This window comes from uncultured Roseovarius sp., assembly GCF_963972555.1.
In the GTDB taxonomy this organism is placed as follows: Bacteria; Pseudomonadota; Alphaproteobacteria; order Rhodobacterales; family Rhodobacteraceae; genus Roseovarius; species Roseovarius mucosus.
Genome location: NZ_CAXAUM010000001.1, coordinates 181,871 through 197,663 on the forward strand (window position 1 = coordinate 181,871; position 15,793 = coordinate 197,663).

General features: G+C 60.8%; 16 protein-coding genes and 1 tRNA gene. 7 read left to right on the forward strand and 10 right to left on the reverse strand.

Annotation, left to right across the window (positions count from 1 at the left end; all coding sequences use genetic code 11):
* Positions 1-80: 80 nt before the first annotated feature.
* From AACZ65_RS00930 to AACZ65_RS00955, 6 genes are all read right to left on the reverse strand, one after another.
* The gene (locus tag AACZ65_RS00930; protein WP_339667489.1) at positions 81-1,157 is read right to left on the reverse strand and encodes a branched-chain amino acid ABC transporter permease; all 1,077 of its coding nucleotides are present in this window, start codon (positions 1,155-1,157) and stop codon (positions 81-83) included.
* Positions 1,158-1,409 carry a hypothetical protein gene (locus AACZ65_RS00935; protein WP_339667490.1) on the reverse strand — a complete coding sequence of 84 codons (252 nt, stop codon included), beginning with the start codon at positions 1,407-1,409 and terminating at the stop codon, positions 1,158-1,160.
* A 4-nt stretch (positions 1,410-1,413) separates the two neighbouring features.
* Entirely contained in the window at positions 1,414-2,400 is a 987-nt protein-coding gene (locus AACZ65_RS00940) for a branched-chain amino acid ABC transporter permease (RefSeq protein WP_339667491.1), read from the reverse strand.
* A gap of 83 nt (positions 2,401-2,483) precedes the next feature.
* Complete coding sequence (locus tag AACZ65_RS00945; protein WP_037275050.1) at positions 2,484-3,302, reverse strand: ABC transporter ATP-binding protein; 819 nt, start codon at positions 3,300-3,302, stop codon at positions 2,484-2,486.
* Positions 3,302-3,838 carry a hypothetical protein gene (locus tag AACZ65_RS00950; RefSeq protein WP_339667492.1) on the reverse strand — a complete coding sequence of 179 codons (537 nt, stop codon included), beginning with the start codon at positions 3,836-3,838 and terminating at the stop codon, positions 3,302-3,304. Before AACZ65_RS00950 ends, AACZ65_RS00945 begins: the two co-directional genes overlap by 1 nt.
* Complete coding sequence (locus tag AACZ65_RS00955) at positions 3,835-5,781, reverse strand: AMP-binding protein (RefSeq protein WP_339667493.1); 1,947 nt, start codon at positions 5,779-5,781, stop codon at positions 3,835-3,837. The genes AACZ65_RS00950 and AACZ65_RS00955 overlap by 4 nt, the downstream gene beginning before the upstream one ends.
* Before the next feature lie 229 nt (positions 5,782-6,010).
* Between AACZ65_RS00955 and AACZ65_RS00960 the strand changes: the two genes are divergently transcribed.
* Entirely contained in the window at positions 6,011-7,918 is a 1,908-nt protein-coding gene (locus AACZ65_RS00960) for a PAS-domain containing protein (protein WP_339667494.1), read from the forward strand.
* A complete protein-coding gene (locus AACZ65_RS00965) occupies positions 7,915-8,616 on the forward strand; it encodes a response regulator transcription factor (protein ID WP_339667495.1) in 702 nt (233 codons plus the stop codon). The genes AACZ65_RS00960 and AACZ65_RS00965 overlap by 4 nt, the downstream gene beginning before the upstream one ends.
* A gap of 7 nt (positions 8,617-8,623) precedes the next feature.
* Here AACZ65_RS00965 and AACZ65_RS00970 read toward each other — a convergent pair whose 3' ends face one another.
* The 4 genes from AACZ65_RS00970 to AACZ65_RS00985 all read right to left on the reverse strand — a co-directional run bounded on the left by AACZ65_RS00970 (position 8,624) and on the right by AACZ65_RS00985 (position 11,194).
* Positions 8,624-9,277: an alternative oxidase gene (locus tag AACZ65_RS00970; RefSeq protein ID WP_339667496.1), complete on the reverse strand. Its 654-nt coding sequence runs from the start codon at positions 9,275-9,277 to the stop codon at positions 8,624-8,626.
* A gap of 90 nt (positions 9,278-9,367) precedes the next feature.
* Positions 9,368-9,685 carry a 4Fe-4S binding protein gene (locus AACZ65_RS00975; protein ID WP_339667497.1) on the reverse strand — a complete coding sequence of 106 codons (318 nt, stop codon included), beginning with the start codon at positions 9,683-9,685 and terminating at the stop codon, positions 9,368-9,370.
* A gap of 140 nt (positions 9,686-9,825) precedes the next feature.
* Complete coding sequence (locus tag AACZ65_RS00980; protein ID WP_339667629.1) at positions 9,826-11,028, reverse strand: hydantoinase/carbamoylase family amidase; 1,203 nt, start codon at positions 11,026-11,028, stop codon at positions 9,826-9,828.
* A gap of 91 nt (positions 11,029-11,119) precedes the next feature.
* A tRNA-Thr gene (locus AACZ65_RS00985) sits at positions 11,120-11,194 on the reverse strand.
* Positions 11,195-11,280: 86 nt separating this feature from the next.
* On the opposite strand from AACZ65_RS00985, the gene AACZ65_RS00990 reads away from it, so the two are divergent.
* The 5 genes from AACZ65_RS00990 (at position 11,281) to AACZ65_RS01010 (ending at position 15,774) form a co-directional block, all read left to right on the forward strand.
* Positions 11,281-11,448: a hypothetical protein gene (locus AACZ65_RS00990; RefSeq protein WP_339667498.1), complete on the forward strand. Its 168-nt coding sequence runs from the start codon at positions 11,281-11,283 to the stop codon at positions 11,446-11,448.
* A 5-nt stretch (positions 11,449-11,453) separates the two neighbouring features.
* Positions 11,454-12,722 carry a UDP-N-acetylglucosamine 1-carboxyvinyltransferase gene (gene murA, locus AACZ65_RS00995; RefSeq protein ID WP_339667499.1) on the forward strand — a complete coding sequence of 423 codons (1,269 nt, stop codon included), beginning with the start codon at positions 11,454-11,456 and terminating at the stop codon, positions 12,720-12,722.
* A complete protein-coding gene (locus tag AACZ65_RS01000) occupies positions 12,719-13,189 on the forward strand; it encodes a DUF2948 family protein (RefSeq protein WP_339667500.1) in 471 nt (156 codons plus the stop codon). The genes murA and AACZ65_RS01000 overlap by 4 nt, the downstream gene beginning before the upstream one ends.
* A gap of 103 nt (positions 13,190-13,292) precedes the next feature.
* Positions 13,293-14,594 (forward strand): histidinol dehydrogenase, encoded by a 1,302-nt coding sequence (gene hisD / locus AACZ65_RS01005; RefSeq protein ID WP_339667501.1) that lies wholly within the window; start codon positions 13,293-13,295, stop codon positions 14,592-14,594.
* Positions 14,595-14,727: 133 nt separating this feature from the next.
* The gene (locus AACZ65_RS01010; RefSeq protein ID WP_037275078.1) at positions 14,728-15,774 is read left to right on the forward strand and encodes a rod shape-determining protein; all 1,047 of its coding nucleotides are present in this window, start codon (positions 14,728-14,730) and stop codon (positions 15,772-15,774) included.
* The last annotated feature ends 19 nt before the right edge of the window (positions 15,775-15,793 follow it).

The following is a 15,793-nucleotide window of genomic DNA, read 5'->3' on the forward strand; positions in this document are numbered from 1 at the left end:
TTCCGATGTTTCGTCTTGGACGCGACATCTTGCGCCCAATCTCCTCCGGCAGGGCGTCTGCCCCCCGATTGACCCGCCGCTCAATGCGGGAAGGGCCAAAGTCTCAGTTTCTCCTTGGCCACGCGCCAAAGCTGCGCCAGACCGTGTGGCTCGGCGATCAGGAAAATGATGATCAACGCGCCCACGATGATGAACTCCAGATGCGCCGCAAGATCCGTGGGCCAACCCAAACCGCCCACGAGTGTATTCTTGAGCAACACAGGCAACAGCACCAGAAACGCCGCCCCTGCAAAGCTGCCAAAGATCGATCCAAGCCCGCCGATGATCACCATGAAGAGCACGAGAAACGACTTGTTGATGCCAAACGCCTCGCCCACTTCGACCGCGCCCAGATAGACCGCAAAGAACAGCGCGCCGGAAATCCCCACGAAAAAACCCGAAACCGCAAAAGCAGTGAGCTTCGCCTTGAGCGGATTCACCCCGATGATCTCGGCTGCGATGTCCATATCGCGAATGGCCATCCATTTGCGCCCCGCCATGCCGCGCGTCAGGTTGCGCGCGATGATCGCCGCGGCAACTGTAAACACGAGACAAAAGAGATAGGCAGACCACGGCGGATTATTGGCACCCGTCACAGCAATGCCCAAAACCGAACGCTCCGGCGCAGTAATCTGGCCAGAGGCGGAGTAGTTATAAAACCAGCCTACGCGGTTAAAGAGCCACACCAGAAAGAACTGCGCCGCCAGCGTCGCCACTGCAAGGTAAAATCCCTTGATCCGCAAAGAGGGCAACCCAAAGAGAACACAGACGATTGATGTCACGCCACCCGCAAGGATGATGTGGAAAAATATGCTGACCTCGGGAAAGGCCGTCATCAGCTTGTAGCTGGCATAGGCCCCCACCGCCATGAACCCGCCCGTCCCAAGTGACACCTGACCACAATAACCCACAAGGATATTGAGGCCGATTGCCGCGATTGAATAAATCAGGAACGGCAGAAAGACCGCGTTGACCCAGTAATCGTTGATCACGAACGGCACCACCGCAAAGGCTGCGACCAGAACCGCGTAATAGCGATAGCGGTCGAACTTGATCGGAAAGGTCTGGCTGTCCTGCTCGTAGGAGGTCTTGAAATCCCCTGCTTCCCGGTAAAACATTTAGAGAACCTCCCCATGAATTTCATCGTCCGGCTTGATCGCGCGATTTGCCGGCTTGGCATAGCCCGTCGCCTCGGTGTGACGCACCAGCCAGAGATAGGCGAGCATGCCCACGCCCGCGCCCATGGCCGCAAGAACCGCCGCCGTGACCATTTGCGCGGTGTTTTCCACCCGTGCCGAGAGGGCAAGGTAACCAAACGACCAGAACCCGGCCCAGGCGATCACATTGACGATGGCAATCAGCTTTTGCATGGTCTCACACCCTCTCGATGATCTTCTCGCCGAACAGGCCCTGTGGCCGGAACACGAGGAAAATGAGCGCTAGGACATAGGCGAACCAGTTTTCGGTTGCCCCGCCCACCAGCGGACCGACGGTGAATTCAAAGAGCTTTTCACCCACTCCGATGATCAGACCGCCGACGATAGCGCCGGGGATCGAGGTAAAGCCACCCAACATCAGCACCGGCAGCGCCTTGAGTGCAATCAGGGACAGCGAGAACTGCACGCCCGATTTGGTGCCCCACATGATCCCTGCCACTAGTGCCACAAAGCCTGCCAGCGACCAGACCATGACCCAGATGAAGTTGAGTGAAATACCGACCGAAAGCGCCGCCTGATGGTCATCCGCCACCGCGCGCATGGCCCGGCCCTGTTTGGAATACTGCGCGAAGATAACCAGCGCGATCACCAAAAGGGCCGCAACACCTGTTGCCACAAGATCTAGATTGTCGATGAAGAACCCGTAGCCGAAAATGTTGAACGTGGTTTCGTCGATCATCAGGTTGATACCCTGCGGAAGACCCACGTCCAGCTTCTTGATGTCGCTGCCCCACATCATGTCCCCGAACCCTTCGAGGAAATAGGCCAGACCAATCGTCGCCATGAAAAGAATGATCGGCTCTTGATTGACCAGATGCCGGAAGATGAGCTGGTTCACGATCCAGGCGAGCGCCACCATGATGAGCATGGTCAGCAGGATCGCCGCCAGGCCCGGCAGGTGCCAGCCGAAGTGGTGAATCTCCGTGCCGAAAATCGCGTTGATGAGGTGGCTGAACGGCACCCGGCCCTCCATGATCCCCACCAATGTCATGGCCGCAAAGAGCGCCATCACCCCTTGGGCATAGTTGAAAATGCCCGAGGCCTTGTAGATGAGCACAAAGCCAAGAGCGACCAGCGCATAGAGCACCCCGGCCATGAGGCCGTTCAAAACGACCTCCATCCCGAAAATCAACTGATCAGGCATGGCTGATGCCTCCGTTTTTGGCGTTGCTTTGCGGTATTACAGGCATACCGACGTGATACCGGCGTTTCACCGACGTAAAAAAATTAATCATGCGCCACCCCCAGATAGGCGTCGATCACGTCTTGATTGTTGCGCACTTCGTCGGGGGTGCCGTCGCCGATTTTCTTGCCATAATCCATCACGACCACCCGGTCACTCAGGTCCATGACCACGCCCATGTCATGCTCGATCAGGGCAATCGTGGTGCCGAATTCGTCATTCACGTCGAGGATGAAGCGGCTCATATCCTCTTTTTCTTCGACGTTCATACCCGCCATCGGCTCATCTAGCAGAAGGATCGACGGCTCTGCCGCAAGCGCGCGCGCCAGTTCCACCCGCTTTTTCAGACCATAGGGCAAACGGCCCACCGGGGTCTTGCGGATATGTTGGATTTCAAGAAAGTCGATAACCTTTTCAACGACTTCACGGTTGGCAACCTCTTCTCGCTCGGCCCGGCCCTTCCAGATCGCTTGCGCAAATAGCCCCGCTTTCATCTCTCGAATGCGGCCCGTCATCACGTTGTCGAGCACGGTCATGCCTTCAAAGAGCGCGATGTTCTGGAATGTGCGCGCAATGCCTTGCTGTGCCACCTGATAGGGCTTCATCGGTGGGCGCCGCGCGCCCTGATACCAGACCTCACCCTCTTGCGGGTGATAAAAGCCGCTTATCACGTTCAGCATCGAGGATTTACCAGCCCCGTTCGGCCCGATGATGGCGCGGATTTCGCCCTGACGGATGTCAAAGCTGATGTCCTTGATCGCCACCACACCGCCGAACCGCAGGGTGATGTTCTTCATCTCCATCACCACGCCGCCGATCTTGCGACCATCCTCGGTGGTGTATCCTTGTGTTTGATCAAGCATCACGAAAGCTCCGGCTGGCAGGATTGCGTCTTGACTTGTTCCTTCGACAGGATGCCCGCGTTCATCACGGCGATCGGATAATCGGGAAGCATCCAGATCAACGCGGATACAGCGCGACCGTCAGAGAGCGGCTTTCTCAATCCGATATTGATCTCGTTCTCTTGCGTGGCTTGATCAAAGCAGACCTCATAGCCTCGTGCCCGCATGTCCTCGACAAGCAAAGGCGCGGCGGAGAGCATGGTCTGGGCAACGTCCCGGCGGTGGGTCATCTCTTCCTTCCGACGGTTGTCGGGCAGACTGTAGTCCTCACGGAAATCGACGATGCAGCTTTGCCATCCGGTTTTCATCATGTGCCAGCGCAGGATATGCGTGTCGCTGATCAGCTCTTGCCCCTCCGGCATGTTTGTCTCGGCCTCGACATGAGGCAGGCACGTCTCAAGAAACTGCGCCATGACTGGAGGTTCCTGATCACTGGCCAGTCCTGCGCTTGTCAGCATCCCCCCCAGCGCGAGTGTCACAAGAGCCGCGTAGGTCATTCCGCCGCCTCCTTCCGGGGCGCTTCAACCGGCACCACCTCGGCGTCGATGATCTTGAGCGTGGCCGAGATGCTGCCCTTGCGACCGTCCTCGTAGGTGACCTCGGTCGTGGTGAAGATCTCCTCAGATCCGTCGTAGAGCGCGCCCAGAAGATCCTCGAATTTCTCCGAAATCACACCGCGCCGCACCTTGCGGGTGCGGGTCATCTCGCCGTCATCGGCATCCAGTTCCTTGTGCAACACAAGGAACCGATGCACCTGGCAATGCGACAGCATCGGATCGTCGGCAAGGCTGCGATTGACCTCTGCGACGTGGCCCCTGATCGTCTCAAGCACCTTCGGGTGCCCGGCAAGTTCCTGATACGAGGCATAGCCGATATTGTTCCGCTCGGCCCAGTTACCCACCGCTGTCAGGTCGATATTGATAAAGGCGGTGCAGGCGTTGCGCCCGTTACCAAAGACGACCGCCTCCAGAATGTTGGGATAGAACTTGAGCTTGTTTTCCACATATTTGGGCGCAAACATACGGCCATCGGCCATCTTGCCCACGTCCTTGGCGCGGTCGATGATCCGTAGATGTCCGCTGCCTTCCTCGAAAAAGCCCGCATCGCCCGTGGCGACCCAGCCTTCGGGGTCCTTGGTCGAGGCCGTGCTTTCGGGGTTCTTGTAGTAATATTCGAAGGTGCCCGCCGAGCGGTAGAACACCTCGCCAGTGTCGCTGATACGGATTTCCACGCCGGGCGCGGGGACGCCAACCGTGTCGGAGCGCACTTCACCATCGGGCTGGAGGGTGATGAACACCGAGGCCTCGGTCTGGCCGTAGAGTTGTTTGAGGTTGATGCCAAGCGAGCGATAGAAATCAAAAATTTCCGGCCCAATGGCCTCGCCCGCCGTATAGCCCACCCGAACCCGGCCAAGGCCGAGCGTATCCTTGAGCGGACCATAGATGAAGAGATTGCCAAGCGCATACTTCAGCTTGTCCATCCCGCTCACGGCCTTGCCATCTAGGATCGCAGGGCCAACGCGGCGGGCATGCGCCATGAAACGATCAAAGAGCCATTTCTTGACGCGGCCCGCATCCTCCATCCGGATCATCACGTTGGTCAATTGCGTCTCGAACACACGCGGCGGGGCAAAGAAATAGGTGGGTCCGATTTCACGCAGGTCGGTCTGCATCGTCTCGGGGCTTTCGGGGCAGTTGACGCAAAAACCGCACCAATAGGCCTGTCCAATGGAAAAGATGAAATCGCCGACCCACGCCATCGGTAGATAGGCCAGCACCTCTTCATCCTTGGTCAGCTTGTCAAACTCGGACGAAGATTTCGACGCCTCGATGATGTTGCGGTTGGACAGGACCACGCCCTTGGGCTTGCCGGTGGTGCCAGAGGTGTAGAGCATGACGCAAACGCTATCATAGGTCAGCCGCCCGCGCCGCACCTTGAGATCTTCGATCCATTCGTAATAGGCGGCGCGGCCCTGTTCCTGAATGTCGGTAAAGCGGTGTAACTTGTGATGATCGTATTTGCGCAATCCGCGCGGATCCACATAGATGATATGCTCAAGCTGATGCAGACCGTCCTGCACCTCAATCAGCTTGTCGACCTGTTCTTGATCCTGAACGATAGCAAAGCGCGCGCCGCAATGCTCCATCACATAGGCCATCTCGGGGGCGGCGGCGTCCTGATAGAGTGGCACGGGGATCGCGCCCACCGATTGCGCAGCGACCATGGACCAATAAAAATGCGGCCGGTTGCGGCCGATTACGGCGACAAAATCGCCCTCATTCACGCCAAGGTTGATAAGGCCAAGCGCAAGTGCCTCGATCTCTTTCTCGGCCTCGGCCCAAGTCCAGCATTGCCAAATGCCGTATTCCTTTTCACGATAGGCCGGTCTGTCGGCAAATCGCGTGGCGTTACGTTGCAAGAGCGCCGGAACGGAATCCATTCCGTCCGTCGCCTGTGACGGCTGTGCCAAGTTCTATCCTCCCTTTGCCCGCCTTCGCGAACATCCGACCGCCTCTGGGCGATTCCTCTTCCCCTAGAGGGTGCGAGAATCACACTCGCCGTCAACTTTTTCCTGAACATTTCGCAATCCTTACGAATTGTAACAGCGCCACGATTGGTCTTTGCGGACCGGTTTTCCGGTGTTAGCCAAGACGCGGAAGGAGACTGTAATGGGCACAAGCCGCGCAGATCACGACGCTATGACCATGGCTGGGCTGAACCTCATTCAGCAGGCTTTGACCATTTATGACCGTGATTTGCGGCTGGCCGTGTGCAACCGGCGGTTTCAGGAAATGTTCGCCCTGCCCGATGCTCTGGTAACACCAGGGGCGGATTTCGCGGATACGATCCGCTATCTGGCCACGCGCGGCGATTACGGCGATGTAGGAGATGTGGAGGGGTTTGTCGCCACCCGCGTCGAGATCGCCCGCGCCTTCGAGCCGCATTACATGGAACGCGCCCGCGCCAATGGCCGCACCATCAGCGTCGAGGGCACACCGCTGCCGCAGGGGGGATGGGTCACGGTCTATACCGACATCACCCGCGCCAAACGGCAAGAAGCGCTGTTGCGCGCGCGCTCAGAAGAGTTATCCGATCAATTGGTCGGCTATTCCGAAGAGCTCTCGGCCACAAACCGGCAGTTGGAGGCCACGATCACGGCCCTCGAAGAGGCCAAGCGCCAGATTTCCGAGGCCGAGGCCCGTACCAGAATGACCGCCGAGATGATGCCCGCCCATATCGCGCATGTCGGCCCGGACCGCTGTTACACGTATTCCAATCGGCGGCTGACCTCGGTCATGCCCGGCTCGCGCGCCGATCTGATCGGGGTGCACGCGGCGCAGGTGCTCGGACCACAGCCATGGTCGATTATAGGTCCCGAACTGGACAAGGCCTATGCCGGGCAATCCTCGGTTTTCGAATTCACGCATGAGCCCAGTTCGCGGCGTATCCGGGTGGCGCTGACCCCGGATCACACCAGCGGCGGGGTCTATATCCTGTCGATGGACATCACCGAAGAAAGTCAGACCCGCGCGGCCCTGCAACAGACACGGCGTCGGGAAATGGCGGCACAACTGACCTCGGGGCTGGCGCATGATTTCTCCAACCTCCTGACGATCATCCTTGGGATGCAGTCGCGCCTTGGCCGCATGGGCCTGAAACCCGAGGCGCAGGAATTGATCAATGCCACACTCTCGGCGGCACGGCGGGGTGGTGGGCTGCTCAACCGTATCGCCGATATGACCGGCCCGCGCGAGCATGAACCCGTGCCCACCGATCTGGCCGCCTTTCTCGACGATCTGGACACGTTGGCGCGTTCGGCCCTGCCCACCGGAATCATGTTGCGAATTGTCTGCGACGGCCTGACGGATCGCTATCTGCTCGATCCCGGCATGTTGCAGGATTCGCTGCTTAATCTTGTTCTGAACGCGCGCGACGCCTGCGCGGGCAGCGGCACGGTCACCCTGACCGCTCAGCCAGTGCAGGATACCTGGCTCGAGATTGCAGTCGATGATACCGGCCCGGGCTTTAGCCCCGAGGCGCTCAAACACGCGCTTGATCCGTTTTTCACCACCAAGGGCGGAGAGGGATCAGGGCTTGGCCTACCGATGGTTTATGACATGACCAAGCTGGCGGGCGGCCGAATCCTCATCGGCAATACCGACACGGGCGGGCGCGTGGCACTGCGGCTGCCGCTGCGGCGTGCAGCAGCAGCACGACCTCCGGGCCTTGTCCTATTGGTCGAAGACAGCCCCGACCTTCGCTCGACCCTGCGCGACATGCTGCGTGGTGCCGGGCATAGCGTGATCGAGGCCGCCAGCGTGGATGAAGCCGCCGGCCTGATCGCCGATCTGCCGGAAATCTCCGCCGTGTTATCGGATATTGTGCTGGAAGGCACACGAACCGGCATTGATCTGGCGCGACTCCCCCGGCGTGGCGGTTGCGCGCTGGTACTGATGACTTCGCTGCCACCCGATGATCCGCTGCACCGGCAAGCAGCAGAGCTTGCCCCAGTACTGCGCAAACCTTTTACCGCCGCGCAGCTTGACGCGGCCCTTAACACCGGAGCGCAACCATGACGGCGCCGCTTGTGGCCATTCTCGACGATGAACCGGCGATCCGCTCGATGCTGGCGCAGGCCCTGACCGAGGCGGGATTTCGCACCATGGCCTTTGGCCGCGCAACGGAATTCGAGGCTGCCTTGCGCAGCACCACGCCCGATGTCTGCCTAGTCGATCTGTCGCTGCCAGATCGGGACGGGCTTAGCCTTGTGCATCGCCTGGCCCTCGAACAGGGGGCGACGGTGATCATCATTTCGGGGCGCGCGCAGGTGCAGGACCGGGTGACAGGGCTGGAGCTCGGGGCGGATGATTACATCATCAAACCGTTTGATCCCGCCGAGGTGGTGGCCCGCGTGCGCGCCCGGCTGCGTCGGGGCGCACCCAACACTCAAACCGGCGAGGTGGCGCGGTTCAACGGCTGGGTCGCCCATTTCGACCGCTACATGCTCGAGGATGAGACTGGAACGGAAACACCCTTTTCCCATGCAGAGGGTGAGGTGCTGCGCCTCTTTCTCGAACGGCCCAAACGGTTGATTTCCCGCCAGACAATGCAAGAGACGCTTGGTGGGGCGGCGGGCGAAAGCTTTGACCGCGCCATGGACGTGCGCATCTCGCGCCTGCGGACCAAGCTGCGCGAAGACCCAAAAAACCCGCGCCTGATCAAGACGATCTATGGCGCGGGGTATATCTTTCTGGGGGATGTAAGCTGGGGCTGAGAGCTCCTTAAGGGTGCCGCCCCTCCATGATTTGATTGGCAAAGCCGTGGTTGGTGTCGCGGTGATGTGCCTCATCGGCACGCACCGCAATAACCACATCGCGCAACCGCGCCTCTGAAGGCAGCGCCCAATAGTCGATGGCGATTTGCGGCGCGGGCACGTTGTCTTGCCGCCCTGCATCAATCTCGGCCAGATATTGCGTGTAGCTTACCACCGCTTCCTCTTCCAGATAACCCACGATGCGATGCGCCGTGCGCGGGGCCAAGAGATAGGTGAAGAAGAACACATTATAAAAAATCGCCTGCGCAATCATGATCAGCCAGCGTTCACCGCGCGAGGGCTGCGCGATGTGGACGAAGGTCATCAGATGCATCCGCTCATTTTCAGCCTCGTCCAGCAACTCGCGGATCCAGCCCTGATCCTCGCGGATGTGGCGCACCGATTTGAGATGCTGCAGGAGCCCCCCCACCATGCCCGGCACGGCGGCCACGGTTTCCAAGACAACCGCTCGATGTCCATAACGCTTGGAAAAGAACGCATCGGCAAAGACCCGCATGAATTTCACGATACGCAGCGCGATCCGGTCATGAATATCGCGCGGACTATGGTGCGTCTCCAGCGTCGCTGTGTCGTCGCTCTGAAATTGCCTCTCGGGTCTCATCTTTCACTCCATGGCTTGATGAGTGTCAGATGGGGATGAAAGATGACTCTTGAATGCGACAAATCGTGCCGCCCGCCCCGGATCAGAGCATCAAACAGCGCGTTGCTCTGGCAGATCGCCCTTTTGCAGGCGTTCCAGTCCGAGCCGGGTTTCCCGCGTCAATTCGATGGCACCGCGGGTGCAGACATCCGCACAAAGCCCGCATCGCCCGCAGACCTCCAGCGTGGTCACGACCGGCAAACGCTCGTCATCAAGGACGACGATCGCTTTGGGACAGACTTCGACGCAATCCCCGCATCCGGTACACAAATCGGCAAGACGCCATTCCCGTACTGTTCCGGGTGGACGCGGCATGACAGTGCGGGCGTCGGAACTTGGCAGGGAGCGATCCCGCAATTCATACCACATTTTCTCAAGCCTCCTCTGTGCTGACCACCACACCCCTGATCTTCTTTAAAATGAAAACATGACGACCGACTCGCCAATGATGCAGATCAATTCATCCTGCGGAAAATACTTGATCTGTCACGCGGCGGCGCAGCATGCACTCATCCTCCTAGCCGCGCAACGGCCCCGGCAAGCACCTCAAGGCCTGTGACCAGATCCCGCTCATCCGTATCCTCGGCGAAGGCATGGCTGATCCCGTTGATCGAGGGAACAAAGAGCATCGCCGCAGGCATCAGCCGCGAGGCATTGGTCGCATCATGGAGCGCACCGGACTGCATTTCGCGCCAGCGGCCGGGCGCCACGGCCGCAGCACTCGCACAGAGCGCGGCGCGCAGGTGGGCATCCATCGGCACCGGCTCCAGCCCCAGCATCTCACCATAGCTGAGGTCGAGCCCCGCTTCGCGTGCAACTTCCTCGGCGGTATCGCGGATAATCGTCTCCATCCGGTGCAACCGGTCCGCCATGCCATCCCGCCATTGCATCGAGAAGACCACCCGCCCCGGCACGATGGAATGTGCATCGGGATGCAGGGCGACGTGACCGATGGTCCAAACCGTTGAGGGAGTCACCACGTTACGGAACCGCTCATTGATCAGCAGGTTGAACCGCGCCAGCCCCTGAAACGCATCACGGCGGCGGTGCATGGGGGTGGTGCCCGCATGGTTCTGTTCGCCCTCGAAGGTGATCCGCATGTCGCGAATGCCAACGATATCCGTAACCACCCCTACCGCCTCGCCCGCCTCGAAGAGCCATGGCCCCTGCTCGATATGCATTTCGAGAAACCCGACAAAGCGGGACGGGTCGACGAAATCCCCTGCCATTGGCGCCACGACGCGCCGCGCTTCGGCAAAGCTGATGCCGCCGCGGTCGGTCAGACGATCCGCCGCGTCCAGCGCCAAATTTCCCGCCCAGATGGCGCTGCCCGTGGTCACGCCAAACCGCCCCTCTTCATCCTGAAAGGACACGACCGACACGGGCGGGCCACCGGCCTCGTGCCCTGCGCGGGCAATCTCGAGCCCGGCGATCACACCAAGCGCACCATCGAGCCAACCGCCCTCGGGCTGGCTGTCGCTGTGGCTGCCGACCAAAAACGATGGCCCCTCGGCCAGACCAAAGAGATTGCCCACGGGATCGAAATGCGGCCTCAGGCCCGCAGCCTCGATCTGAGCCGCCAACCATTGCCGCGCCTCGATATCAGAGGGGCTGAAGGCCGGGCGCACCACGCCCTTGCCTACGCCCGCCGCACCGAAGCTGCGCAAATGGTGCAGATCCTTGAGAAACCGCTCGGGATTGACCCTGATCATCGCCATCTCCTCTCCTTATGCGCACAGCCTAGCGGTCCGACGCGGGCCCGCAATGGTCTTGTTATAGGGTTGGACGTGCGAAGGGGAGGACTGGTGCTGCTGGGGAGGATTGAACTCCCGACCTCGTCATTACCAATGACGCGCTCTACCACTGAGCTACAGCAGCACGTGTGGCGCGCTGATTAGACGCTAATCGCAGATGGCGCAAGGGGTAACTGGACGGTTTTTCGCACCTCCTGTAAGAGAGGGTCCATGAGCAAAAAACAAACACCGGACAAAGCCGCGAAACAGGGCCAAAGCCGCGAGGACAGGCTGAAATCGGCGTTGAAGGCCAATCTCGCACGGCGTAAGGCGCAGATGCGCGCCAAGTCGGACGGTCTGTCCGCGCCAAAGCCGGCCGGTACAAAGGATAAAGGGTAGAGCAGATGGATTCGATCGTCGTCACGGGCAACGGCCCGCTTCAGGGGCAAATTCCGATCGCGGGGGCCAAGAATGCCTGTCTGACGCTGATGCCCGCCACATTGCTGAGCGATGAGCCGCTGACCCTGACCAACGCGCCGCGCCTGTCGGACATCAAGACAATGACAACGCTCCTGCAATCGCTGGGGGCCGAGGTGGTTCAGATGCAGGGCGGCCAAGTGCTGGCACTGTCGTCTCACAATCTCAACAACCACGTCGCGGACTATGACATTGTGCGCAAGATGCGGGCCTCGATCCTCGTTCTGGGGCCGATGCTGGCGCGCGACGGGCATGCGGTGGTTTCGCTGCCGGGCGGCTGTGCGATTGGTGCGCGGCCCGTTGATCTGCATTTGCGAGCGTTGGAGGCCATGGGGGCAGAACTCGACCTGCGCGATGGCTATGTGCATGCCAAGGCTCCCGGCGGCCTCAAAGGGGGCACCTTCGAATTTCCGATCGTGTCGGTCGGGGCAACGGAAAATGCGCTGATGGCAGCGACGCTGGCCAAGGGCACGACCGTGCTCAAGAATGCCGCGCGCGAACCTGAGATCGTCGATCTGGCCCAGTGTTTGCGTCGCATGGGTGCGCAGATCGAAGGTGAAGGCACCAGCACGATCACCATTCAAGGCGTAGATCGGTTGGGCGGGGCCACCCATCCCGTGGTGGTCGACCGGATCGAGCTTGGGACCTATATGCTCGCCCCGGCCATCTGCGGCGGCGAGGTGGAATGTCTTGGCGGGCGGCGCGATCTCGTTGGGGCCTTCTGCGACAAGCTGGAAGAGGCGGGCGTGAGCGTGATCGAAACGGACGCAGGCCTCAAGGTCAGCCGCAAGAATGGCCAGGTGCGCGCCGTAGATGTGGTGACAGAGCCCTTCCCCGGCTTCCCGACCGATCTACAAGCGCAGATGATGGCGTTGATGTGCACTGCCGAGGGCACCGCGGTGCTGGAAGAGCGTATCTTTGAAAACCGCTTCATGCACGCACCGGAACTGATGCGGATGGGAGCCAAGATTGATGTGCACGGCGGCACCGCCACCGTAACCGGCGTCGACCACCTCAAAGGTGCGCCGGTCATGGCCACCGATCTGCGGGCTTCGGTCTCGCTCATCCTTGCGGGGCTGGCGGCAGAGGGGGAAACCATCGTCAACCGGGTTTATCATCTGGATCGCGGCTATGAGCGGGTCGAGGAAAAGCTGGGCAATGTCGGGGCCAAGATCGAAAGGATCAGCGGCAAATGACCGAAGACGCCAAATTCGAAGACGGGCGAGAAGCACCGCTCAACCTCGGTGCAATGGAGGCGGAGGATCTCCAGATCATTTCGTCCCTGGCGCAGGATGCGGTGTTTCCGATCACCGAAATGACCTGGCAACCGGCCAAGCGCCGGTTTGGCCTGCTGCTCAACCGCTTTCGCTGGGAGGATCAGGGCCGCGAACGGCATGGGCCGGAACGGGTGCAATCGCTCTTGGTGGTCGACAATGTGCTGCGCGTCGCGAGCCAAGGCATCGACCGGAGCGACCAAGACACGATCCTGTCGATACTTGCGATTACGTTTGAGTCGGGGGCAGATGGCGCGGGCCATGTGCTCTTGACGCTGGCGGGCGACGGCGCGCTTCGGCTGGAGGTCGAGGCGATTGAGGTCACACTCAAGGATGTGACACGACCTTACCGCGCGCCTTCGGGCAAGGTGCCACATCACGAGGGCTGAGCGCCCCGGAGCGGCGCAGATTATGAGTATTTGGACCAAGAAGAAGACCGGGGCTTGAGACAGAGGCCACTCGCCGCTATGTGCCCCGGCGAAAGGAACACCCATGCCGATCACGCTTGACGCCACTGCGCCCGATTTCGAGACCCGCTTTACCGAGTTGCTGAGCGCAAAGCGCGAGGATAGCCCCGATGTGGACGATATCGTCGCGGGGATCATCGCCGATGTGCGGCAGCGGGGCGACGCGGCGGTGATCGCCCTGACCGAGCGGTTTGACCGTGTCGCGCTGACGCCAGAAAGGCTACGGTTTTCGCCGCAAGAGATCGCCTCGCTGATCGCCGAGGTATCCCCGGCGGAGCGTGCAGCCCTCGAGCTGGCGGCCGAACGCATTCGCGCCTATCACGCGCGCCAAATGCCCGAAGATTTAAGCTGGACCGAAGAGAGCGGCGCGATGCTTGGCTGGCGTTGGACGCCGGTTTCGGCGGCGGGACTCTATGTGCCCGGAGGTCTTGCCTCTTACCCCTCCTCCGTGCTGATGAATGCCATTCCCGCCAAGGTGGCTGGGGTGGACCGTTTGGCCATCGTCGTGCCCACGCCGGATGGCAAGGCCAATCCGCTGGTGCTGTTGGCGGCGCAGATCGCGGGCGTGGATGAAATCTATCGCATCGGCGGCGCGCAGGCGATTGCAGCACTTGCCTATGGCACAGAAACGATTGCGCCAGTGGACAAGATCACCGGCCCCGGCAATGCCTTTGTCGCCGCCGCCAAGCGGCGGGTTTTCGGCAAGGTCGGCATCGACATGATCGCTGGCCCCTCGGAAATCCTCGTGATTGCGGACAAAGGGCAGAACCCCGACTGGATCGCGCTCGACATGCTGAGCCAGGCGGAACACGACGAAAGCGCGCAGGCCATCCTGATCACGGACGATGCCGATTTGGCCGATGCGGTCAGGGCCGCTATCGACCGCCATCTGCAAACGCTGGAGCGCCGCGCCATCGCGGGCGCGAGCTGGCGTGATTTCGGTGCGATCATCATGGTGCCCGACATGGGCACGGCTGCTGCGCTCTCGAACCGTATCGCGCCTGAACATCTGGAGTTGTGCGTGGATGACCCGGACGCCCTGTCCGCGCAGATCACCCATGCCGGGGCGATCTTTCTCGGGGCTTGGACGCCGGAGGCGATTGGCGATTATGTCGGCGGGCCGAACCACGTCCTGCCCACAGCGCGCTCTGCCCGGTTTTCATCCGGCCTGTCGGTGATGGATTTCCTGAAGCGCACCACCTTGGCCCGGATGACACCGGAAGCCCTGCGCGCCATTGGCCCCGCCGCCGAAACGCTGGCCATCTCCGAAAGCCTTGAGGCGCATGGCCTCTCGCTGCGCGCAAGATTGAACCATCTCAACGATTGAAACGGCGGTTTGACGCCTGTCAGGCGGAAACTGCCCCTTTCGCCCCTGCGGCACGCCCACTATAAGGACAGACGCCCCGCAGCCCCGAGTCGCGGGGATTATCATCATTTCGGGCGACAGGGCACAGGCGCACATGTCTATATTCGATAGGATTCCCAGTCTGTTTTCATCGGACATGGCAATTGACCTGGGCACGGCCAACACGCTTGTCTACGTCAAGGGGCGGGGTATCGTCCTGTCAGAGCCGTCGGTTGTGGCATACCACATCAAGGACGGCGTGCGCAAAGTTTTGGCCGTAGGCGAGGATGCCAAGCTGATGCTGGGCCGCACACCCGGCAGCATCGAGGCAATCCGACCCATGCGAGAAGGGGTCATCGCCGATTTCGACACCGCCGAGGCGATGATCAAGCATTTCATCCGCAAGGTGCACAAGCGCTCGACCTTCTCCAAACCCAAGATCATCGTCTGCGTGCCACATGGCGCAACCCCGGTGGAAAAGCGCGCCATCCGTCAATCGGTGCTTTCTGCGGGCGCGCGTCGGGCCGGGCTGATAGCGGAACCCATTGCAGCGGCCATTGGTGCAGGCATGCCCATCACCGATCCCACCGGCAACATGGTGGTAGATATTGGCGGCGGCACGACCGAAGTCGCTGTCCTCAGCCTTGGTGATATCGTCTACGCGCGCTCAGTGCGCGTCGGTGGCGACCGCATGGACGAGGCGATCATCAACTATCTGCGCCGTCAGCAAAACTTGCTGGTGGGGGAATCCACCGCCGAACGGATCAAGACCAGCATCGGCACTGCGCGCATGCCCGACGACGGGCGCGGCACATCTATGCATGTGCGGGGGCGCGACCTTCTCAACGGCGTGCCCAAAGAGATCGAGATCAGCCAGGCACAGATCGCCGAGGCGCTCGCTGAACCGGTGCAACAGATCTGCGAGGCGGTGATGACCGCACTCGAGGCCACACCGCCCGATCTCGCAGCCGATATCGTCGACCGAGGCGTGATGCTGACCGGGGGTGGCGCACTCTTGGGCGATCTGGATCTGGCCTTGCGCGAACAGACCGGGCTGGCCGTATCCATCGCCGATGACAGTCTGAATTGCGTAGCACTTGGCACGGGCAAGGCGCTTGAGTTCGAAAAGCAGTTGCGCCACGCGATTGACTACGACAGCTGAACCACCCACCTTTGCCTAG